Origin of the sequence: Pseudomonas sp. WS 5021 (assembly GCF_012985535.1) — a bacterium.
Classification (GTDB): Bacteria; Pseudomonadota; Gammaproteobacteria; order Pseudomonadales; family Pseudomonadaceae; genus Aquipseudomonas.
Genome location: NZ_JAAQWP010000004.1, coordinates 552,222 through 572,165 on the forward strand (window position 1 = coordinate 552,222; position 19,944 = coordinate 572,165).

At 63.2% G+C, this 19,944-nt stretch carries 16 protein-coding genes; 12 read left to right on the forward strand and 4 right to left on the reverse strand.

What is annotated here, in order from left to right; genetic code table 11:
- Positions 1 to 80: 80 nt before the first annotated feature.
- Complete coding sequence (locus HBO19_RS16100; RefSeq protein ID WP_170043475.1) at positions 81 to 794, reverse strand: FadR/GntR family transcriptional regulator; 714 nt, start codon at positions 792 to 794, stop codon at positions 81 to 83.
- A gap of 284 nt (positions 795 to 1,078) precedes the next feature.
- Here HBO19_RS16100 and HBO19_RS16105 point away from each other — a divergent pair, with 284 nt between their 5' ends.
- From HBO19_RS16105 to lpdA, 11 genes are all read left to right on the forward strand, one after another.
- Positions 1,079 to 2,320 carry a branched-chain amino acid ABC transporter substrate-binding protein gene (locus HBO19_RS16105; RefSeq protein ID WP_170057839.1) on the forward strand — a complete coding sequence of 414 codons (1,242 nt, stop codon included), beginning with the start codon at positions 1,079 to 1,081 and terminating at the stop codon, positions 2,318 to 2,320.
- A 59-nt stretch (positions 2,321 to 2,379) separates the two neighbouring features.
- Positions 2,380 to 3,321: a branched-chain amino acid ABC transporter permease gene (locus tag HBO19_RS16110; RefSeq protein ID WP_170043477.1), complete on the forward strand. Its 942-nt coding sequence runs from the start codon at positions 2,380 to 2,382 to the stop codon at positions 3,319 to 3,321.
- A gap of 3 nt (positions 3,322 to 3,324) precedes the next feature.
- Complete coding sequence (locus tag HBO19_RS16115) at positions 3,325 to 4,602, forward strand: branched-chain amino acid ABC transporter permease (protein ID WP_170043478.1); 1,278 nt, start codon at positions 3,325 to 3,327, stop codon at positions 4,600 to 4,602.
- Complete coding sequence (locus tag HBO19_RS16120; RefSeq protein ID WP_170043479.1) at positions 4,599 to 5,354, forward strand: ABC transporter ATP-binding protein; 756 nt, start codon at positions 4,599 to 4,601, stop codon at positions 5,352 to 5,354. The genes HBO19_RS16115 and HBO19_RS16120 overlap by 4 nt, the downstream gene beginning before the upstream one ends.
- Entirely contained in the window at positions 5,351 to 6,073 is a 723-nt protein-coding gene (locus HBO19_RS16125) for an ABC transporter ATP-binding protein (RefSeq protein ID WP_170043480.1), read from the forward strand. Before HBO19_RS16120 ends, HBO19_RS16125 begins: the two co-directional genes overlap by 4 nt.
- Positions 6,074 to 6,189: 116 nt before the next feature.
- Complete coding sequence (locus HBO19_RS16130; protein ID WP_170043481.1) at positions 6,190 to 7,431, forward strand: OprD family porin; 1,242 nt, start codon at positions 6,190 to 6,192, stop codon at positions 7,429 to 7,431.
- Between the two features lie 125 nt (positions 7,432 to 7,556).
- Complete coding sequence (locus HBO19_RS16135) at positions 7,557 to 8,390, forward strand: SDR family oxidoreductase (protein ID WP_170043482.1); 834 nt, start codon at positions 7,557 to 7,559, stop codon at positions 8,388 to 8,390.
- Between the two features lie 62 nt (positions 8,391 to 8,452).
- Entirely contained in the window at positions 8,453 to 10,645 is a 2,193-nt protein-coding gene (locus tag HBO19_RS16140) for an alpha-ketoacid dehydrogenase subunit alpha/beta (RefSeq protein ID WP_170043483.1), read from the forward strand.
- The gene (locus tag HBO19_RS16145) at positions 10,642 to 11,127 is read left to right on the forward strand and encodes a VOC family protein (RefSeq protein ID WP_170043484.1); all 486 of its coding nucleotides are present in this window, start codon (positions 10,642 to 10,644) and stop codon (positions 11,125 to 11,127) included. Before HBO19_RS16140 ends, HBO19_RS16145 begins: the two co-directional genes overlap by 4 nt.
- A complete protein-coding gene (locus tag HBO19_RS16150; protein ID WP_170057840.1) occupies positions 11,127 to 12,332 on the forward strand; it encodes a pyruvate dehydrogenase complex dihydrolipoamide acetyltransferase in 1,206 nt (401 codons plus the stop codon). Before HBO19_RS16145 ends, HBO19_RS16150 begins: the two co-directional genes overlap by 1 nt.
- A gap of 10 nt (positions 12,333 to 12,342) precedes the next feature.
- Entirely contained in the window at positions 12,343 to 13,734 is a 1,392-nt protein-coding gene (gene lpdA, locus HBO19_RS16155) for a dihydrolipoyl dehydrogenase (protein WP_170057841.1), read from the forward strand.
- A 114-nt stretch (positions 13,735 to 13,848) separates the two neighbouring features.
- Here lpdA and HBO19_RS16160 read toward each other — a convergent pair whose 3' ends face one another.
- Both HBO19_RS16160 and HBO19_RS16165 read right to left on the reverse strand, forming a co-directional pair.
- A complete protein-coding gene (locus HBO19_RS16160; protein ID WP_170043487.1) occupies positions 13,849 to 16,995 on the reverse strand; it encodes an efflux RND transporter permease subunit in 3,147 nt (1,048 codons plus the stop codon).
- A gap of 30 nt (positions 16,996 to 17,025) precedes the next feature.
- Positions 17,026 to 18,186 carry an efflux RND transporter periplasmic adaptor subunit gene (locus HBO19_RS16165; protein WP_170043488.1) on the reverse strand — a complete coding sequence of 387 codons (1,161 nt, stop codon included), beginning with the start codon at positions 18,184 to 18,186 and terminating at the stop codon, positions 17,026 to 17,028.
- A 172-nt stretch (positions 18,187 to 18,358) separates the two neighbouring features.
- On the opposite strand from HBO19_RS16165, the gene HBO19_RS16170 reads away from it, so the two are divergent.
- Complete coding sequence (locus tag HBO19_RS16170; RefSeq protein WP_170057842.1) at positions 18,359 to 18,937, forward strand: TetR/AcrR family transcriptional regulator; 579 nt, start codon at positions 18,359 to 18,361, stop codon at positions 18,935 to 18,937.
- Here HBO19_RS16170 and HBO19_RS16175 read toward each other — a convergent pair.
- The gene (locus HBO19_RS16175) at positions 18,908 to 19,837 is read right to left on the reverse strand and encodes a helix-turn-helix domain-containing protein (protein ID WP_170057843.1); all 930 of its coding nucleotides are present in this window, start codon (positions 19,835 to 19,837) and stop codon (positions 18,908 to 18,910) included. The two genes, HBO19_RS16170 and HBO19_RS16175, sit on opposite strands and share 30 nt — an antisense overlap.
- Positions 19,838 to 19,944 lie beyond the last annotated feature (107 nt).

Genomic DNA, 19,944 nt, shown 5'->3' on the forward strand with positions numbered 1-19,944 from the left:
ACCTGTCTGACATATTTTATTGTTGTCTGACAGGATGGTAGGAGGCTTCGCTTTTCGGTGTCAAGGGTGCTGCAGGCAGATCAGGCCTGCAGGTACATGTTCATACGCTTGGCAGCATTGCGCAGGTGACGCTCGGCGGCCTCGCCTGCCAGCACCGGGTCGCGGGCCTGGATGGCCTGGAAGATCGCCTGGTGTTCGTCCTGCACGTCCTGGATCAGCTCGTTGTAGATCTCGGCGGTGTTGCTGCGTGCCTCGCGAATCAGGCGTCGGACGCTGTGGTCGAGGTACTCGTTGAGCGACTTGAAGTGCGGGTTATGGGTGGCCGCGACAATCGCCTGGTGGAAGGCGTAATCCTCCTCGTCACCCAACTGGTCATTGACCATGGCGTACTCCATGCCGACCAGGGCCTGGCGGATCTTCTTCAGGTCTTCGGGGGTATGGCGCAAGGCTGCCAGGCGCGTGGCGCCCACTTCGATGGTGATCAGGAATTCGAGGATATGCAGCAGGGCGTCGGCTTCTCCGAGCGAAACTTCCTTCAAGCGAAACGCATGACGCTCACCACGCTTGGCGACAAATGCACCCTTGCCCTGTTGGGTGGTGATCAGTTCTTCGAACTTGAGTTGCGACAAGGCTTCACGCACCACCGCGCGGCTGACCGAAAACTGTTCGCACAGTTGCCGTTCGCTGGGCAGTTGATCGCCGGTGGCCAGCCGCCCGGACTGGATCTCGCCACTGAGCCAGTGAACGATCTCCATGGGCAGGGGCTGGTTGGGGTGCACGTTATCGCTTTTCATTGTTCGGTCCTCTGCCGGGAGGCAGCACGGGTACGGGCATCGAAGTGATGGCGGTTGATAGTGAAGGATTGAGCTGTGGTCTTACAAGTGTTTGAAAAAATTATCCCGGGGTGGATTGGCTGTTCTCAAGGCCTGCAACTGAGGTCGTAACAAAAAAGATCATAAATCTTGACTCAGGTGCTTTGACTTCGGGACAGGCTTGACGTAGTTTTCGCCAACTGGTCAGACATGTTAGGCCTGATGTTCTACCAGATTGTAAATAACAATAAAAAATCGAGGTTTCCATGCACTCCAAGACCACGCTGCGTCTGCTCACCCTTGGCACGACCCTGTTCGCCGGTTTCGCCTGCGCTGATCCTTTGAAGGTGGCGTTGGTCGAGACCCTGTCGGGGCCTTCGGCTGCCACCGGGCAAATGTTCCGCGCCGCGACGCGTTTCCAGATCGAACGGCTGAACGCCGAAGGCGGCTGGAATGGCGAGCCGATCCAACTACTCGAGTTCGATAGCCAGGGCACCCCAGCGGGGGCCTCCGAAAAACTCAAGGCTGCCATTGGTAGCGGCGCGCAAATGATTGTCCAGGGCGCTTCATCCGTGGCTGCCGGGCAAATTACTGAAGATGTGCGCAAGTACAACCTGCGCAACAAAGGCAAGGAAGTGGTGTTCCTCAACGTCGGCGGTGAAGCGCTGGAGCTGACTGGCAGCAAGTGCCACTTCTACCACTTCCGTTTCAACGGCAACGCGCCGATCCGGGTCAAGACCCTGGTTGCGGCCATGAAAGAAGCCGGCACCCTGGGCAGCAAAGTCTATTCCATGAACCAGAACTACAGCTGGGGCCTGGACATGGAAAAAGCCATCACCGAAAACTCCGCGGCGGGTGGTTATCAGTTGGTCGGCAAAAGCCTGCACGACACGCAGAAGGTCCAGGACTTCTCGCCCTACATCGCGCGTATCCAGGCTTCCGGCACCGAAACCGTGCTGACCGGCAACTGGGGCAACGACCTGTTGCTGTTGATGAAGGCCAGCCGCGCCGCCGGCCTGAAACTGCGCTTCGGTACCGCCTTCCTCGACCAACCGGGCAACCTGGCCAATGCCGGTGATGTTGCCCTGGGGCATTACGTGTCCCACCCGTTCAATATCGAGGCGGCGGGTGAGCAGGGCGAGCGTTTTGCCAGCGAGTACCAGGCCAAGACTGGCCATCTGCCGGCCTATATCGAGCCGCAGACGGTATTTGCCTTGCAGATGGTCGGCAATGTGCTCAAGAAGCTGGCGGCAGAAGACGGCCGCCTCAATACCCGCAGCTTCGCCCTGGCCCTGGAAAAAGCCAGCGATAGCAACCCATTGGGTGAGGTGCGCATGCGTGCCGAGGATCACCAACTGCTGATGCCGTTCGTGGTGTCGGTGGTGTCCAAGGACGCACGCTACAAAGTCGACGGCACTGATATGGGCTTTGTGCCGATCAAGTCGTTCAGTGCCGATCAAGCCGCCGCGCCAGTGCAGGATGCCTGCCAGATGCAACGCCCCGAGTGACGCCGCATGGCGCGCCGCTCGGCGCGCCTTTCTGTCCATCGCGAACGCTGGAGTCGCCTATGGAATTTCTCACTGTTTCACTGCTTAACGGCGTGATCTACGGCCTGCTGTTGTTTATGGTTTCGGCCGGCCTGACGCTGATTTTCGGCATGATGGGCGTGCTCAACTTCGCCCATGCTTCCTTCTACATGGTGGGTGCCTACCTGGCCTACACCCTACAGAAGTTTGTCGGCTTCAGCGCTGCGGTCGTGCTTTCGACGCTGCTGGTGGGCCTGCTCGGGGTCATCGTCGAGCGCTTTTTCCTGCGCCGGGTACACAAGCATGGGCATGCCCACGAACTGCTGCTGACCTTCGGCCTGACGTTCATCATTGCCGAGCTGATCAAGTTGTTCTACGGCAACTTTTCCGTTGAATACCGGGTGCCGGAGTTCCTCAACTTCGCCGCGTTCCAGGTGTTCAGCACCGACTATCCGTTCTATCGCCTGTTGATGGGCGTGGTCTCGCTGCTGGTGTTCGGCCTGATCTACCTGCTGTTGACCCGCACCCGGGTCGGCATCGTCGTGCGTGCAGCCATCCATCGTCCGCAAATGGCCGAGGCCCTGGGGCATAACGTGCCGCTGGTGTTCATGGCGGTGTTCGGTATCGGCGCGGCCCTGGCCGGCCTGGCCGGGGCGTTGGCCGGCGCTTTCTATACCACCAACCCGAACATGGCCCTGGAGCTGGGAGTGATTGTGTTTGTGGTGGTCGTGGTTGGCGGCCTGGGGTCGATGGCCGGGGCGATGATCGCTTCGTTGTTGATCGGGCTGATTTCCTCGTTCGCCGTGGGTGTGGACCTCAGCCTGGCGTCGCTGCTGGCCCTGGTCGGGGCGGGTGACTGGGCGCAGCAGATGGGCGGGCTGATGATCCTCAAGGTGTCCAGCGTCGCCGCGACGATTCCGTTCGCGCTGATGCTGCTGATTTTGCTGATCCGGCCGTCCGGGCTGATGGGCGAGAAGGGATAAACCATGAAACTGACGAAAATCCTCCTGGCGCTGCTGTTGCTGGCATTGCTGGTGCTGCCCGCCATCCTGCCGGCGGCGATGGTCAACGCGGCCATCCAGATGCTGATCGCCGCCTTGTTTGCCTGCGCCTTCAACCTGTTGTGCGGGCAGGGCGGCATGCTGTCGTTCGGCCACGCGGCGTACTTTGGCGTAGGCTCGTTCGCCACCTTGCATGCAATGAATGCACTCAATGGCGAAGGTCTGCTGCCAACCCCATTGTTACCGCTGATTGGCGCCATGGGCGGCTTTATCTGCGGCCTGTGCGCCGGTTGGTTCGCCACTAAGCGGGCGGGCGTGTACTTCTCCATGATCACCCTGGCCCTTGCCGAGTTGCTGCACTCCCTGGCGCCGCACCTGAGCACGCTGTTTGGTGGCGAGGCCGGTATTTCGTCCATGCGCACCGCCGCCTGGGGCCTGGATTTTGCGGACGCCAGCCAGGTGTATTACCTGACGCTGGGCTGGGTAGTGCTGTCGATTGCCTTGCTCTACGCCTTCACACTGACCCCCATGGGGCGCCTGACCTTCGCCTTGCGCGAGAACGGCCACCGTCTGCAATTTCTCGGCTACAACGTGCATCGCCTGCGGGTGCTGGTGTTTGCCTTGTCGGCGATGTTTGCCGGGATTGCCGGCGGCTTGCAGGCGCTGAACCTGGAGTCGGCCAACTACGTGCTGTTTGACATGCGTTTTTCTGCCGAGGTGGTGCTGAACACTTACATCGGCGGAGTCAACGTATTCCTCGGCCCGGTGCTCGGCGCGGCCCTGATGACCTTCTTTGGTAACGCCGCCTCCGACCTCACGCAATCCTGGTTGCTGTATCAGGGTCTGCTGTTTGTGCTGGTGATGATGTTCATGCCCAGCGGCCTGGCCGGGCTGGTGCTGTGCTGGAGTGCACAGATTCGTCGGCGCGGCTGGTTGGCGATCATCCCCGCAGCGTTCTCGGCGCTGCTCAGCGCCGGGTTGTTGAGCCTTGCGGTGGTGTTTGCCATCGAGACGCTGCAACGGGTGTTCAGCCAGGACTATCAGGCGCTGCTGGTGGCGGACCAAGTGTGGCCGGCGATTAGCCTGTTCGGCCGTGAATGGCTGCCGGGTGCGCTGCTGACCTGGGCCACCCCGTTGTTATTGGGCCTGGCCGGGCTGTTGCTGTTGAAACTGGCCCGCCGCCAATGGTTGCAACTGCTGGACGATGAATCGCCGGCCAGCACCTCCGCCCTCCAGCCCAGGACCCAAGGAGAACAACCATGAGCGATGCGATCCTGCAGTTACGCGATGTGCAGAAGTCCTTTGGCGAGGCCCATATCATTCGTGGGGCGCATCTGGAGTTGCGCGCGGGCGAGCGGCATGCGGTGATCGGTCCCAACGGGGCCGGCAAGTCGACCCTGTTCCATCTGATCTCCGGGCAATTGCAGCCGAGCAGCGGGCAGATCCTCCTGGGAGACGAGGCAATCCAGGGCTATTCGCCGCAGCACATCAACCACCTGGGGCTGTCGCGCTCGTTCCAGATCACCAATATTTTTCCCGGGCTCTCGGTGTTCGAGAACCTGCGCATCGCGGTGATGCGCAAACACCGGATGCAGTACCACTTCTGGCGCTCGCTCCAGTGTTACCCCGAGGTACGCGAACAGACCGAGCAACTGCTCGAACAGGTGCGGCTGCAGGGCAAGCAGGCGGTGTGCGCGGCCGAGTTGTCCTACTCCGAACAGCGCGCCCTGGAGATTGGCATGACCCTGGCCTGTGACCCGCGGGTGATCCTGCTCGACGAGCCGATGGCGGGCATGTCCCATGAAGAAACCGACTACGCCCTGAACCTGATTCGCGAGGTGACCCAGGGCCGCTCGCTGCTGATTGTCGAGCATGACATGGACGTGGTGTTTTCCCTGTGTGACCGCATCAGTGTGCTGGTCTACGGCGAAGTGATCGCCACCGGCACGCCGGACCAGATCCGCGCCGACCGACGTGTCCAGGAAGCCTACTTGGGTGAGGAGCAATGCGCATGAACCCGACCCCGCAAAACCTGTTGTCGATCAGCGATCTGCATGTGCACTACGGCAAGAGCCATGTGCTGCATGGTGTCGATCTGCACATCGGCCACAACGAAGTGGTCAGCCTGCTCGGGCGCAATGGCGCCGGGCGTTCCACCACCATGAAAGCGGTAATGGGCCTGGTGCCGCCGAGTGCCGGCAGTATCCGCCTGGCCGGGCGCGAGCTGACGGGGCTGCGTCCGTACCGCATCAGCCGCGCCGGTATCGGTTTTGTCCCGGAAGAGCGCGAGGTGTTTGCCAACCTCAGCGTCGAGGAAAACCTGCGCATGGGGCAACAGTTGGCGAATGATGGCGCCACCGCGTGGACTGTCGAGCAGATGTTCGACTACTTCCCCCGGCTGCGGGAGCGGCGCAATACCGGTGCTGGCAACCTGTCCGGGGGCGAACAGCAGATGCTCACCCTGTGCCGCTCGTTGCTGGGCTGCCCCAGGGTGCTACTGATCGACGAGCCCACCGAGGGCTTGGCGCCGAAGATTGTCGCGGTGGTGGCCGAGGCCATTCGCGATATTCACCGGCGCGGGGTGTCGATCCTGTTGGTGGAGCAAAAGCTGACCATCGCCCTCAAGGTGTCCAGCCGGGTGTGTGTGATGGGACATGGGCGGATCGTCTTCGAGGGCACGCCCCAGGCGCTGACAGACGACCCGAACCTGATGAAGGAGTGGCTGGCGGTCTAGGGCCGACACCGCATTCAACCGGCAGGTTCGCCTGCCATTACCACGCTGATCCTGTGGCGGCCCTGAGGCCCGCCAGGGGTCGCTGCGTCTGCAATCCAACGGGAATAACAATAAAAATGAACCTGATCAAACACTTCACCGCACCACCGCTGTTGTTGCTCAGCACCTTGCCGGGCCTGGCTATGGCCCAGGAGCACGGCTTTATCGAGGATGCGACGGCCAATGTGCAGATGCGCAACTTCTACTTCAACCGCGACTACCGCGACAGTGGCTCCGCCAAGGCCAAGAGCGAGGAGTGGGCCCAGGGCTTTCTGCTCAACGCCCAGTCCGGCTACACCCAGGGCACCGTGGGGGTTGGCGTCGACCTGATCGGCCGCCTCGGGGTCAAGCTCGACAGCGGCGGTGGGCGCACCGGCAGCCTGTTGCTGCCGGCCGATGGCAATGGCTCGGCGGATGACTTCTCCAGCCTGGGGGCCGCGGTCAAGTTCAAAGTGTCGAAAACTGAGCTTAAAGTCGGCGAATTGCTGCCGACCTTGCCGATCCTCCAGTACAACGATGCGCGCCTGCTGCCTCAGACCTTCCAGGGTGCGATGCTGACGTCCAGGGAAATTACCGGGCTGACCTTCAATGCCGGGCAGATGCGCTCTTTCACCCAACGCAACTCCAGCGACCGTGAAGACCTGTTTATCGACGGTCGCGCCTTCGCCACGTCCGATCGCTACAACTACCTGGGCGGCGAATACCGCTTCAACCAGGACCGCACCATGCTCGGCCTGTGGGGCGCGCAACTGGAGGATATCTACCGCCAGCGGTTTATCCAGTTCACCCACAAGCAACCGGTCGGCGCCTGGACGCTGGGCGCCAATATCGGTTTGCTGGACTCCGAGGAGGAAGGCCAGGCCAAGGCCGGGCAGATCGATAACCGCTCGTTCTATACCGCCCTGAGTGCCGGTACCGGTGGGCATACCCTGATGGCCGCCTGGCAACGCATGTATGGCGAGGACGGCACTATCTGGTTGAGCCCGACCACCACCGTGCTGCCCAGTGATATCCAGGTGCGCAACTTCGCCGCCGCCCAAGAGAAGGCCTGGCAAGTGCGCTACGACTACAACTTTGCCGCCCTCGGCGTGCCGGGGTTGAGCGCCTTTGTGCGCTATGTCAATGGTGACAATGTGGCGGTGGCCGGTGGCAACGGAGGCAAGGAATGGGAGCGGGACTTCGACCTGTCCTATGTGATCCAGAACGGGCCATTGAAGAACCTAGGGCTGCGCTGGAGAAATGCCATGGTGCGCTCCAACTTCGGCCCTTCGGTGGACGATAACCGCCTGATCGTCAGCTACAACCTGGCGTTGTTCTAATTGCTCGGGTACTACTTTTTCGATAAATCCCTTTGACAGACCCCTGGCTGCGAGTTAGCTTTTATCTACTGGTCTGACAAGTTTGTTTAAATGTATGACCAGACATAAAAACAAGTGAGAACCCCATGTCCCATCCAGATCATTCTCCCGCTACGCCCCAGCACGATGCCGACGTTTTTCAACACAGCGCCTACGCCGGAATCCACGGCAAGGTGGTGGTGGTGACCGGTGGCGGCAGCGGTATCGGCCTGGCCCTGGCCGAAGGCTTTGCGCGCAATGGCGCGCACCTGCTGCTGATCGACATCAACGCCCAGGCCATGGCGGACGCCAAGGTTGCGCTGCAGGAAAATTTCCCGGCGACCCGGGTCGAATGTTTCCAGGCCTCAGTCACCGACGAAGCCGCTGTGGAGGCCGCTTTCGCGCATGCCAAGGCGTGCTTTGGACGCATCGACGTGTTGCTCAACAACGCTGGCGTGTCGATCAACAAGCCGTCCCTGGACATCACCCCCAGCGAATGGCGGCGCGCCATCGAGATCAATCTCAACAGCGTGTTCTTCTGCGCCCAGGTGGCGGCGCGCTACATGGTAGAACAGCAGGCCGGGGTGATCATCAACACCTCGTCGATGTGGGGCGTGTCGCACGCTGCCGATCGCACCGCGTACTGCGCGACCAAGGCCGCCGTGGTCTCCATGACCAAATGCCTGGCCGTGGAATGGGCACGGCACGGCGTCCGAATGAACGCCATCGGCCCAGGCTATACCCGTACCCCGCTGGTGGAAGAACTGCAACGGGCCGGGCGCCTCGACGTCGAGGCCCTGCGCCAGCGCACCCCCTTGCAACGCCTCGGCGAGCCGGGGGAGATGGCCGAGCTGGCGCTGTTCCTCGCGTCCAGCAGCGCGACCTTTATCACCGGGCAGATTTATGTGTCGGACGGCGGCTGGACGGCCAACGGCTTTTAGTTCGCCCCTCGTTGTGCGGGCCCGCCGTGACCCGCGATTGAACTCATTTGTGGAGAAGTAAAATGCCGAAAAGTGTTGCCTTGTCGCCGGCCTCGCCGTGGGTCGAGCTCAGTACCACCGACGCCGACTGGAAGCAGGCCGACCCTGCATTGCTGGGCACTTTGCTCAGCCAGTTGCACCTGATCCGCGCCTTCGAGGAGACCGTGCTGGAGCTGGCCGGTGAAGGCCTGGTGCATGGCCCGGCACATTCGAGTATCGGCCAGGAAGGGGGCGCGGTCGGTTCGATTGTCGCCCTGGGCGCGGCCGATGAAGTCAATGGCTCGCACCGCGGGCACCACCAGTTCCTGGCCAAGGCGCTGGTGTACCTGATGCCTGAAGGGATCGACCCGAACGCCGCGGTCAACGCGCCGATCCAGGACCTGCTGCAACGCACTCTGGCGGAAATCCTCGGCCTGGCCCAGGGCTTCTGCAAAGGCCGTGGCGGCTCGATGCACCTGCAGTGGGCCGAGGCAGGGGCCCTGGGCACTAACGCTATCGTCGGTGGCGGCGTGCCGCTGGCCGCCGGTGCCGCCTGGGCTCACCGGCATGCGCAGACCGACACCGTGGCGGTCACTTATTTTGGTGACGGCGCGGTGAACATCGGTTCGGTGCTGGAGACCATGAACCTGGCGGCGGCCTGGAAGCTGCCGCTGTGTTTCTTTATCGAGAACAACCTGTACGCCGTGTCGACCACGGTTGATGAGGCCACGGCCGAGCCACGCCTGTCGGCACGCGGGCTGGGCTTCAATATCCCGAGCTGGAAGGTCGATGGCATGGACCCGCTGGCGGTGTACCTGGCCATGCAGCAAGCGCTGGCGCATATGCGCGCCGGCAACGGTCCGACCGTGATCGAGGCTGATGTGTACCGCTTCTTCCATCAGAATGGCCCGTTCCCCGGCAGTGCATTCGGTTACCGCAGCAAGGAAGAAGAGCAGAGCTGGCGTGCCCGTGATCCGCTGGAGCGCCTGGCCCGGGAAATGCAAAAGCGCGGGCTGATCGACGATGCCGGCCTGGCCAACCTGCGTGACACCGTCAAGCAGGCAATGGCCCAGGCGGCAGCGGCTCTGCTGGAAGCCGACCCCGCGGGCAAGCCGGGCAAGCGGCGGATTCGCCCTGAGTTGTGGCCATCGCCGGACTTTCGCGATGTCGGTATCCGGGGCGATCTCAGCGAACTGGCCGCTGCGCGCACCAGTGAACAGGCCACCTATCGCGGCGCCATGGAGCCACGCAAGTTCATTGACGCCATCGCTGATGTGATGAACCGACGCATGGAAACCGATGCCAGCATCGTCGTGATGGGCGAGGATGTACACCGTCTCAAGGGCGGCACCAATGGTGCCACCCGTGGCCTGAAAGAGCGCTTTCCAGAGCGCATCCTCGGCACCCCGATCAGTGAAAACGCCTTCTGCGGGCTGGGTGGCGGTATGGCCCTGGACGGGCGTTTCAAGCCGGTAGTGGAATTCATGTACCCCGACTTCATGTGGGTTGCCGCCGACCAGGTGTTTAACCAGATCGGCAAGGCCCGGCACATGTTCGGCGGGCAAAGTGATGTGCCGCTCGTGCTGCGCACCAAGATCGCCATGGGCACCGGCTACGGCTCGCAGCACTCCATGGATCCGGCCGGGATCTACGTGACCAACCCGGGCTGGCGCATCGTCGCGGCGTCCACGCCGTTCGACTATATCGGCCTGATGAATGCCGCGCTGGCCTGCAAGGACCCGGTGCTGGTGATCGAGCACGTCGACCTTTACAGCCACAGCGGCGAGGTGCCGGTGGACGACCTCGACTACCAGATCCCATTCGGCACCGCCGCCGTGCGCCGCGAAGGCCGCGACCTGACGATCCTCACCTACCTGAGCATGGTCGGGCATTCCCTGGAGGCGGTGGAGCAGACTGGTGTCGACGCCGAAGTGATTGACCTGCGCTTCCTCGACCGCGCCAGCTTCGACTGGGCCACGGTGGAGGCGAGCATTCGCAAGACCAACAATGTACTGATCGTCGAGCAGGGTGCCCGGGGGACATCCTATGGGGGTTGGCTGGCTGACGAATTGCAGCGCCGTTGCTTCGACTGGCTCGACCAGCCGATCCAGCGCGTAACCGGCGGCGAAGGCTCGCCAAGTATTTCCAAAGTCCTGGAGCGCGCCGCGTGTGCCCGCACCGAGGAAGTGATCGAAGGCCTGCAACAGGTCATCCGCGAAAAAGGGGCGCACCAATGAGCGTGAAGATGCTGGTTCCAATGGAAGTAGGGATTTGCTGTGTCGATCTGCCGGCCCTCAGCCGGTTCTACCAGCAGGTGCTGGGTTTCACCTTTGTCACCCAGGTGCAAATGCCCGCTGCCGCCGCGCAGCAAGTCGGCCTGAGCGACGGCGGCTACAGCGTAGTGCGCCTGCAGACGCCCTATGGCGAACGCATCAAGCTGCTGGCGCCAGAGCACACGCCGAGCCGGCAAGCGCCGGGATTGATCCTCGACCGCCAGAACGCGAGTTACCTGACATTCATTGTTGAAGACATCGCCAGCCTGGTGGCCGACCTGAAAACCGCCGGCGCGAGTTTTTTTGCCGGCGACGCGCCGATCCAGCTGCGCCCTGACGTCAAGGCGCTGTTCTGCCGCGATCCGGAAGGCAACGTGCTGGAGTTGGTGGAGTACACCGACATCGCCGCCTACCGTCCTGACCTGTTCAACCAGCGGAGTGCCTGATGGCCAAGCTCTTACATATGCCCGAGGTGTCGGCCAACGCGACCCACGCCGCGATCCAGGCCTGGACCCTCAAGGAAGGCGACACGATCAACGCCGGCGACTGCATCGCCGAGATTGAAACCGAAAAGGCCTTGGTCGAACTGACGGCTGAAGAAGATGCGGTGCTGGGCAAGATCCTGGTCGAACCGGGCCGCGAAGTGGAAGTGGGGTCGCCGATCGGGGTGCTGTTTTCCCGGGGCGAAACCGAGGTTGATATCGCCGCGCTGCTGGCCAAGGCCGGTGCGTCGGTGCTGGTTGATGCGCCTGTGCCGCAACCTGCGGTCGAGGCCGCGCCGCTGAGGCAAGGGCACAGCCGCGCGCGGGTGTTTGCCAGCCCCCTGGCCCGTCGCCTGGCAGCGGCCAAGGGCCTGGACCTGGCGAGCCTCAAGGGCAGTGGGCCGAATGGGCGCATCGTCAAGCGCGACGTCGAGGCGTCAGCCGTTGCTGGGGTTGCCCTGGTGCCTGCGGCGACACCGGTATCGGCCAGCGAGTTTGAGGACATCCCCCACAGCAGCATGCGCAAGACCATTGCCCGGCGTCTGGTGGAGAGCAAGGCCACGGTGCCGCATTTTTATCTGGATGTGGAGTGTCGCATGGAGGCGCTGCTGGCCCTGCGCGAGCAGATCAACCAGACCGCCCCACGGAAGATTTCGATCAACGACTTTATCGTCAAGGCTGTCGGCGTGGCCCTGCGCCAAGTGCCGGCGATGAACGTGACCTGGACCGACACCGCGCTGCGCCGCTACCAGCAGGCGGATGTCTGCGTGGCGGTGTCCACCGACAGCGGCCTGATCACCCCGGTAGTGCGCAATGCCGACAGCAAGGCACTGTCGCAGATCAGCACGGATGTGGCTGAACTGGCCGGGCGCGCCCGCGACGGGCGCCTGCGCCCCGAGGAATACCAGGGCGGCAGTTTCACCATCAGTAACCTGGGTATGTTCGGCGTCGAGCAGTTCAGCGCCATCATCAATCCACCCCACGCGGCGATTCTGGCGGTGGGCGCGACCCAGCAAAAACCGGTCGTGGAAAACGCTGAGCTGAAGGTCGGTTCGGTGCTGCGCTGCACCCTGTCCGTGGATCATCGGGCGGTGGATGGCGCGCTGGCGGCGCAATGGCTGGCGGTGTTCAAGGGCCTGCTGGAAAACCCGCTGGGCATGCTGATCTGAGGAAGTACCCATGAGCGACATGAAATTCGATGTGATCGTCGTCGGTGGCGGCCCCGGCGGCTACGTGGCGGCTATCCGCGCCAGCCAGTTGGGCCTGCGCACGGCGTTGGTGGAGAAGGACCAACTGGGTGGGGTGTGCCTGAACTGGGGCTGCATTCCAACCAAGGCGCTGCTGCGCAGCGTTGACGTGCTGCGCCTTATCGGCAGTGCGGCGAGCTTTGGCATCGAGGTCGGGCCGGCGACACCGGACCTCAAGGCGATCGTCAAGCGCTCCCGCGATGTAGCGGTGCAGTTGCAGCGGGGCGTCAGCGGGCTGATGAAAAAACACCGCATCCAGGTGTTCAACGGCCATGCGCGCCTGGATGGGCCGCGGTGCCTGAACGTCCGTGGTCAGCAGGGCGGCCTGCGCCTGACGGCGCCGCACATTATTCTTGCCACCGGGGCCCGGGCCCGGATGCTGCCGGGCATGGAACCGGACGGCAAGCATTTCTGGAGCTACCGACAGGCCCTGGTGCCGGACAATGTGCCCAAGCGCCTGGTGATCATTGGCGGCGGGGCAATCGGCATCGAATTTGCCAGTTTCTATCACGCGCTGGGCGCCCAGGTCAGCGTGGTGGAAATGGCCGAGCGGATCCTCCCGGTGGAAGACCATGAGGTCAGTGCCCATGTAGCCCAGGCCCTGACCCGCGACGGGATCCGCCTCTACACCGGCTGTACGCTGCAAGGCAGCCAGGTGGTGCAGGGCGCGGTGCAGTTGCGCCTTGAGGGCAAGAGCAGTGAGACCCTGCAGGCCGACGTGGTGCTGGTGGCGGCGGGCATTGTTGGCAACGTCGAGGAGCTGGGGTTGGAGGGCACCGGGGTCAAGGTGCAGCATAGCCATGTGTTGGTGGACGAGTTCTGCCGCACGGGCGAGCCGGGCGTGTACGCCATTGGCGACCTGGCAGGAGCGCCGTGGCTGGCGCACAAGGCCAGCCACGAAGCGCTGATTTGTGTCGAGAAAATCGCTGGGCTCAACCCCCATCCCCTGGACCCGCGCAGCGTGCCGGCCTGCACCTATAGCCACCCGCAAGTCGCCAGCGTCGGCTACACCGAGGCCCAGGCCCGCAGTGCCGGCAAGGCGCTCAAGGTCGGCAAGTTTCCCTTCGCGGCCAACGGCAAGGCGATTGCCATGGGCGCTACCCAGGGCTTCGTCAAGGTGCTGTTCGACGCGCACAGTGGCGAGTTGCTGGGCGCGCATATGGTTGGCGAGGAAGTCACCGAGATGATCCAGGGCTACACCATCGCGCGGCGCCTTGAGACCACCGAGGCCGAACTGATCGACAGCATCCTGCCGCACCCGACGCTGTCAGAAGCGATGCATGAGGCCGTGCTGGCCGCCTACGAACGGGCGTTGCATAGCTGAGCCTGGCTGCTGCTGGATCATGTGGCGGTCTGGGTGCTGTTCCATGAACCCCTGTAGGAGCTGTCGAGCCCCAGCGAGGCTGTGACAGCTCCTACAGTTGATTTTCGTTACCGCCTACTCCTCGACCCGTGCGGCTGGCAGTGTGTTGTCATCCACGCGGGGGACGGTCTTGGGCTTGAGCATCGACAGCACCCAGACAAAGAACACCGGCACAAAAACCACTCCCAGTATCGTTGCGCTGAGCATCCCGCCGACCACGCCGGTGCCGATCGCACGTTGGCTGGCGGCGCCTGCGCCGGTGGCGATGGCCAGGGGCACGACGCCGAGGATGAAGGCCATGGAGGTCATGACGATGGGGCGAAAGCGCAGGCGCGCGGCTTCGATGGCGGCGTCGCGCAGGGAGTAGCCCTGGGCCCACAGGTCCTTGGCAAACTCGACGATCAGGATCGCATTCTTGGCCGCCAGGCCAATGATGGTGATCAGTCCGACCTTGAAGTACACGTCGTTGGGCATGCCCAGGCTGGTCACGGCCAGCACCGAACCGAGGGCGCCCACCGGTACGATCAGCATCACCGCAAAGGGGATGGCCCAGCTTTCATACAGCGCCACCAGCAGCAGGAACACCACCACGAAAGCCAGGGCAAACAACTGCAAGGCCTGGCCGCTGGCGATCTTTTCCTGGTACGACAAACCGGTCCATTCATAACCGATACCCGCCGGCAGTCCGGCCACCAGGCGCTCGATCTCGGCCATGGCTTGCCCGGTGCTGACCCCGGGTGGGGCATCGCCGGCGATACGGATCGAGGGGTAGCCGTTATAGCGGGCAATCTGCACCGGGCCTTGCTCCCACTGGGTGCTGACAAAGGCACTCAGGGGCACCAGGGCGCCGAGGTTATTGGGGATGAACAGCTTGAGCACGCTGTCAGGCGTCATCCGGTCGCGCTGGTCGGCCTGTACCACCACCCGCTGCTGACGCCCGGCATTGGCAAAGTCATTGACCACCGCCGAACCGAACGCAGTCGACAGGGTGTGGTTGATGGCATCAAACCCGACCCCCAGGGCTTGGGCTTTTTCCCGGTCGATGGTCAGGCGCAATTGCGGGGCCTCGGCCAGGCCTTCCATCATCGCGTAGAGGATGTTCGGGTTGCCGTTGGCCTGGCCCAGCAGTTGGTCCCGTGCCGCCAGCAAGCCTTCGCGGCCCAGGCCAGCACGGTCCTGCAGGCGTAGGGAGAAGCCTCCGGAGTTACCCATGCCGTCGATGGGCGGTGGGCTCACCGCCATGATCGTGCCGTCGCTGGGGTTGGCAAATTGTTGATTGACCCCTGCGGTTTCGGCTTCGGCAGACTGGTCGCTGTCGCGCAGTGACCAGTCCTTGAGGGTCGGGAAGGCCAGGCCGGCGTTCTCGCCCATCCCGGAGAAGCTGAAGCCCAGTACCAGGAAGGTATTGGCGACCGCCTCGCGGGAGGCGAGAAATTGTTCCACTGCCTGGCCGGTGGCCGAGGTTCGCTCCCGCGAGGCGCCGGGCGGCAGTTGCACGTCAACGATCATGTAGCCCTGGTCTTCCACGGGCACGAAGGATTCCGGCAGGCGCAGGTAGGTAAAGCCCAGCAGGGCCACCAGCCCAAGGTATACCAGCATCACCCGCCCGGTGCGTTTGACCAGGTGATGATTAAGGGCGCTGTAGCGGTCGGTCAGGCGCCCGAACAGGCGGTTGAAGGCGCCAAAGAACCCGCGTTTTTCATGATGCCCCTCGGCCACGGGCTTGAGCAGGGTCGCGCACAGGGCCGGGGTGAACGTCAGGGCGAGGAAGCCGGAGAACAGAATCGACACCGCCAGGGTCAGGGAAAACTGCTGGTAGATGACCCCCACCGAACCGGCCATGAAAGCCAGGGGCAGGAACACCGCCGACAGCACCACGGTAATCCCGATGATCGCCCCCGACACCTGGCCCATGGCCTTGACCGTCGCGGCGGCCGGCGACAGGCCCTCATCGGCCATGATCCGCTCGACGTTTTCCACCACCACAATGGCGTCGTCCACCAGGATGCCGATGGCCAGCACCATGCCGAACATGGTCATCATGTTCACCGAGAAGCCCAGCAGGTACATCACCATCAGCGTGCCCAACAGGCACACCGGCACCACGATGCTCGGGATCAAGGTGTAGCGCACGTTCTGCAGGAACAGGAACATCACCAGGAACACCAGGACCATGGCCTCGACCAGGGTATAGATCACTTTCTCAATGGCCACGTCGACAAACCGCGAGGTGTCATACGGCACCGAGAACTCGACGTTGGGCGCAAAATTGACTGACAACTCCTGCAGGCGCTCCTTGACCGCACTGGCCGTCTTCAGCGCGTTGGCCCCCGGCGACAATTGCACCGCCGCACCCACTGCCGGCTTGCCATTGAGGCGCGTGGTGAAGTTGTAGTCCTGGCTGCCGACCTCGATCCTCGCCACATCGGCCAGCGTCACCTTGGAACCATCCTGATTGGCGCGCAGTACGATGCGCCCGAATTCCTCGGGGTTGTCCAGGGTGCCCTTGACCGCCAGGGTCGCGGTCAATTCCTGGCCGACGGCGCCGGGCGAGCTGCCGAAGCTGCCCGCTGGAACCTGGACGTTCTGCGCGCTGATCGCCCGGCTCACGTCATCGATGGACAAGCCGTAGCCCACCAGGCTCTGGGGGGCGAGCCAGATACGCATGGCCGCTTCCGAGGCAAAGAATTGCAGCTTGCCCACGCCTTCGACCCGGCGGATTTCATTGTTGACGTTACGCGCGGCGTAGTCGGCCAGCAGGGTTGTATCCTGCTCGGCCGTGCCGTCCTTGTAGCTCAGGGCGTAGATCAGCAGAAAGCCGGCGCTGGTCTGCTCCACCTGGATCCCCTGGCTGAGCACCGCCTGGGGCATGCGCGCCTCGGCTTTTTTCAGGCGGTTCTGGACCTCGACCTGGGCCATGTCCGGCTGGGTGCCGGGCTTGAAGGTCACGACGATTTCCGCCATGCCGTTGGAGTTGCTGGTGGAGTCGAAGTAGAGCAGGCCCTTGGCGCCATTGAGCTCTTCCTCGATGACGCTGGTCACAGAATCCACCAGCACCTTGGCCGACGCCCCGGGGTAAGTGGCGGTGACGGTGATTTGCGGCGGGGCGACACTCGGGTACTGGGCCACCGGCAGGGCCGGGATGATCAGCAGCCCGGCCATGGAGATGAATAACGCAATGACCCAGGCAAACTTGGGGCGCTTGATAAAAAACACAGACATGGTGAGACCTCGAACGCGGTGATGCCGGGCTTACTGGAGTGCTGCTTGTTGTTGGGCGGTGGGGGCAGCGGAGGCTTTGAGCACCACTTTGTCACCCGGGACGAGGCCGGCCTGGCCGCCGATAATCACCCGGTCACCGGCCTGCAGGCCTTGGGTGATCTGCCAGCGCTGGCCCTGTATGGCGCCGGTTTGTACGGCGCGTGGGCTGACGTTGTCGTCAGCATCCACCACCAGCACCTGGGCCTGGCCGTCGCTGCCGCGCTGCACCGCACGCTGGGGCACGAGCAAGGCTTGCTGGTCGGTGCCCTGGGGCACTTTCACGCGCACATACATGCCTGGCAACAACACCCCTTCAGGGTTGCTGAAGCGCCCACGCAACGACACCTGGCCGGTGCCACGGTCTACTGCAATATCCGAGAACAGCAGCGTGCCCTGGCTGTGATAGTCGGTGCCTTCGACTTGCAGTGACAGCTGCGACGGGTCGCCTGCCGACAGGCTGCCTTGCTTGAGGGCCTGGCGCAGTTTCAGCGCCTGGGCCACAGGCTGGGTGAAGTCGGCGTAGATCGGGTCCAGTTGCTGGATGCTTGCCATCAACGTCGCTTCGCCTTGGCCGACCAGCGCGCCCTCGGTCACCAGGGCGCGGCCGATACGCCCGGAGATCGGCGCGCGCACGGTTGCGTAGCCCAGGTTCAAACCCGCGGTTTCCAGATCGGCCCGCGCCGATTGCTGGGCGGCCTGGCTGCTTTTCAGGGCGGCGCGGGCGGTGTCGAGGTCCTGGCGACTGATGGCTTCGACGTCGGCCAGTTGTTCATAGCGCTTGACCTTGGCCTGGTTCTCGAACAACTGCGCTTCGATCCGTGCCAGCTCGCCCTGGGCCCGTGACACGGCGGCCTTGAGTGGCGCGGGATCGATCTGGAAGAGCAGGTCGCCGGCCTTGATCTCGGCGCCTTCCTCGAAGTGGCGCCGCAACACGATCCCGGCCACCCGGGCCCGTACCTGCGCCACCCGGACCGGCTCGATGCGCCCCGGCAGTTCCGTGGACAGGGAGAAGGCTTCGGGGGCGACGGTCACAGTCTCCACTTCCCGGGGCTGTGGGGCCGCTTCGGGCTGGGCAGGAGCACCACAGCCGGTGAGGCCGACAAGGGCCATTGCGGCAAAGCTGAAAATACGCAGGTCGCGCAAAGCGTTCATGTGTCACCTGGGGGCTAGGTCTGGAAAGGTGCGCATGATATATATTTGGTTCTAGTGAGACAATAATGTCTCAAAAGATTCTTTTGTGTTTAAAAGTGTCATTTTTCTTGAGGTCAGAGGGATTTTTGGCACAATGCCTTCCTCTTCACGCCCAACCAATGAGCCAGTTGCCATGTCTTCGCCCGCTCCCAACGAAAAACTCCTCAAGGCCCTGGCGGTTGCCATCGTTGAACAACCCCGGGCCACGCTCCAGGAACTGGCGCGCGCGGCCGGCATCAGCAAGGCCACCTTGCACCGCTTCTGCGGCACGCGGGAAAACCTGGTCGAGGTGCTGTTGGCGTACTCGCGCGACGTCATGCAGCAGGTGGTCGACGACTCGGACCTTGCGCGCGCAGCCCCGGCCGAGGCCCTGCGGGACTTGATCGACAAGCACCTGGCGCACCGTGAGTGGGTGCTGTTCATGGTGTTCCAGTACCGGCCAGACACCTTGAACATCCATGGCTGGCAACCGTACCTGAGCGTTTTGGACCGCTTCTTCCTGCGAGGCCAGCAGGCTGGGGTGTTCCGTATCGATATTGGTGCGGCGGTGATGACCGAGTTGTTTACATCGCTCCTGTGTGGCCTGGTCGAGGCCGAGCGTTTGGGCCGTGCGGCGCCAGCGGGAACCGCCTGGGTGATGGAGCAGATGTTCCTGCATGGGGTGACGGCTGCGCAGCCGCACTCAGCGTTGTCGCAGGGTCTGCGAGGGTAGTTCGCCAAACAGGGCCTTGTACTGACTGGCAAAGTGGCTCAAGTGGTAAAACCCCCATTGGGCCGCCGCATCACCGATGCTCAACTCGGCTGGCGATGACATGGCCAGCCGCCGCCGTACCGCGTTCAGGCGCACGCTGCGCAAGTAGTCCACCGGGTTGGTGTCGGCGATGGTCTGGAAGCTGTATTGCAGGGCACGTCGGCTGACGTGCAGGCGCTGGCACAGATCGAGAATGGTGATGGGCGCGTCGTGACTGGCGAGGGCGATCTGCTGACTCATCTTCACCAGGTACTGGCGGGTTGGCGCGCTGGGGCGCCGGCGTTTTTCATCGGCCTCGACGCTCGCCAGCAGGTCGAGGAAACCACTGAGCAGGCCATGTTCCATGAGTTTGGCGGTGGCGTCGTTGAAGTACTGCGGCGTGCAATCCAGGGCCTGCTCCAGTTGCTGGCGGACACGCTGGTGCAAGGCACTGGCGCGCTGCCACGGCGACTGCGACGACGGAGCGGCAGTCAATTGCCGGTAGCTGCGCGGGCTCAGATTCAGCGCCGCCAGCGCCAGGACTTTGTGGCGGGCAAAGGTCGCGGCATAGATCTGGGTGTTTTCCGGGGCATGGAACATGAATTCTTCGTGGTTGTTCAGGATCGCCAGGCAGTTCTGCGTGCCGTGGCTGTCGGTGCACAGTGGTATCGAAAAACACATGCGCTCGGCGGGCGACTGGCCGTATTGCACGATGCGCCGGTTCAACTGCTCATGGAAGACCTGGAAGGGCCCGCTGCACAGCTGCCGCAAGCGGCTGGCGAAGCGGCCGGGGGACAGTTGGTCGTAGGTCTGGTCCCAGTCGTGTACCGAGCGCGCGTGCTGGCTGGCGTCGGTAAAGCTAAGGCTTTCGATCTGCGTCATGGTCATCACCGGTGCGCGGGTTTGCGCCTGTGGTTGAAAATGTCCAGCGGCGGTTCGCGCATCAATACATCACGGTTGCCCCAGGTCCTGCAACCTATGGGCAAACC

Bases quoted from the DNA above. Each gene is read 5' to 3' on its own strand.
- HBO19_RS16100 (WP_170043475.1), bottom strand. From the start codon at position 794: ATGAAAAGCGATAACGTGCACCCCAACCAGCCCCTGCCCATGGAGATC.
- HBO19_RS16105 (WP_170057839.1), top strand. From the start codon at position 1,079: ATGCACTCCAAGACCACGCTGCGTCTGCTCACCCTTGGCACGACCCTG.
- HBO19_RS16110 (WP_170043477.1), top strand. From the start codon at position 2,380: ATGGAATTTCTCACTGTTTCACTGCTTAACGGCGTGATCTACGGCCTG.
- HBO19_RS16115 (WP_170043478.1), top strand. From the start codon at position 3,325: ATGAAACTGACGAAAATCCTCCTGGCGCTGCTGTTGCTGGCATTGCTG.
- HBO19_RS16120 (WP_170043479.1), top strand. From the start codon at position 4,599: ATGAGCGATGCGATCCTGCAGTTACGCGATGTGCAGAAGTCCTTTGGC.
- HBO19_RS16125 (WP_170043480.1), top strand. From the start codon at position 5,351: ATGAACCCGACCCCGCAAAACCTGTTGTCGATCAGCGATCTGCATGTG.
- HBO19_RS16130 (WP_170043481.1), top strand. From the start codon at position 6,190: ATGAACCTGATCAAACACTTCACCGCACCACCGCTGTTGTTGCTCAGC.
- HBO19_RS16135 (WP_170043482.1), top strand. From the start codon at position 7,557: ATGTCCCATCCAGATCATTCTCCCGCTACGCCCCAGCACGATGCCGAC.
- HBO19_RS16140 (WP_170043483.1), top strand. From the start codon at position 8,453: ATGCCGAAAAGTGTTGCCTTGTCGCCGGCCTCGCCGTGGGTCGAGCTC.
- HBO19_RS16145 (WP_170043484.1), top strand. From the start codon at position 10,642: ATGAGCGTGAAGATGCTGGTTCCAATGGAAGTAGGGATTTGCTGTGTC.
- HBO19_RS16150 (WP_170057840.1), top strand. From the start codon at position 11,127: ATGGCCAAGCTCTTACATATGCCCGAGGTGTCGGCCAACGCGACCCAC.
- lpdA (WP_170057841.1), top strand. From the start codon at position 12,343: ATGAGCGACATGAAATTCGATGTGATCGTCGTCGGTGGCGGCCCCGGC.
- HBO19_RS16160 (WP_170043487.1), bottom strand. From the start codon at position 16,995: ATGTCTGTGTTTTTTATCAAGCGCCCCAAGTTTGCCTGGGTCATTGCG.
- HBO19_RS16165 (WP_170043488.1), bottom strand. From the start codon at position 18,186: ATGAACGCTTTGCGCGACCTGCGTATTTTCAGCTTTGCCGCAATGGCC.
- HBO19_RS16170 (WP_170057842.1), top strand. From the start codon at position 18,359: ATGTCTTCGCCCGCTCCCAACGAAAAACTCCTCAAGGCCCTGGCGGTT.
- HBO19_RS16175 (WP_170057843.1), bottom strand. From the start codon at position 19,837: ATGACGCAGATCGAAAGCCTTAGCTTTACCGACGCCAGCCAGCACGCG.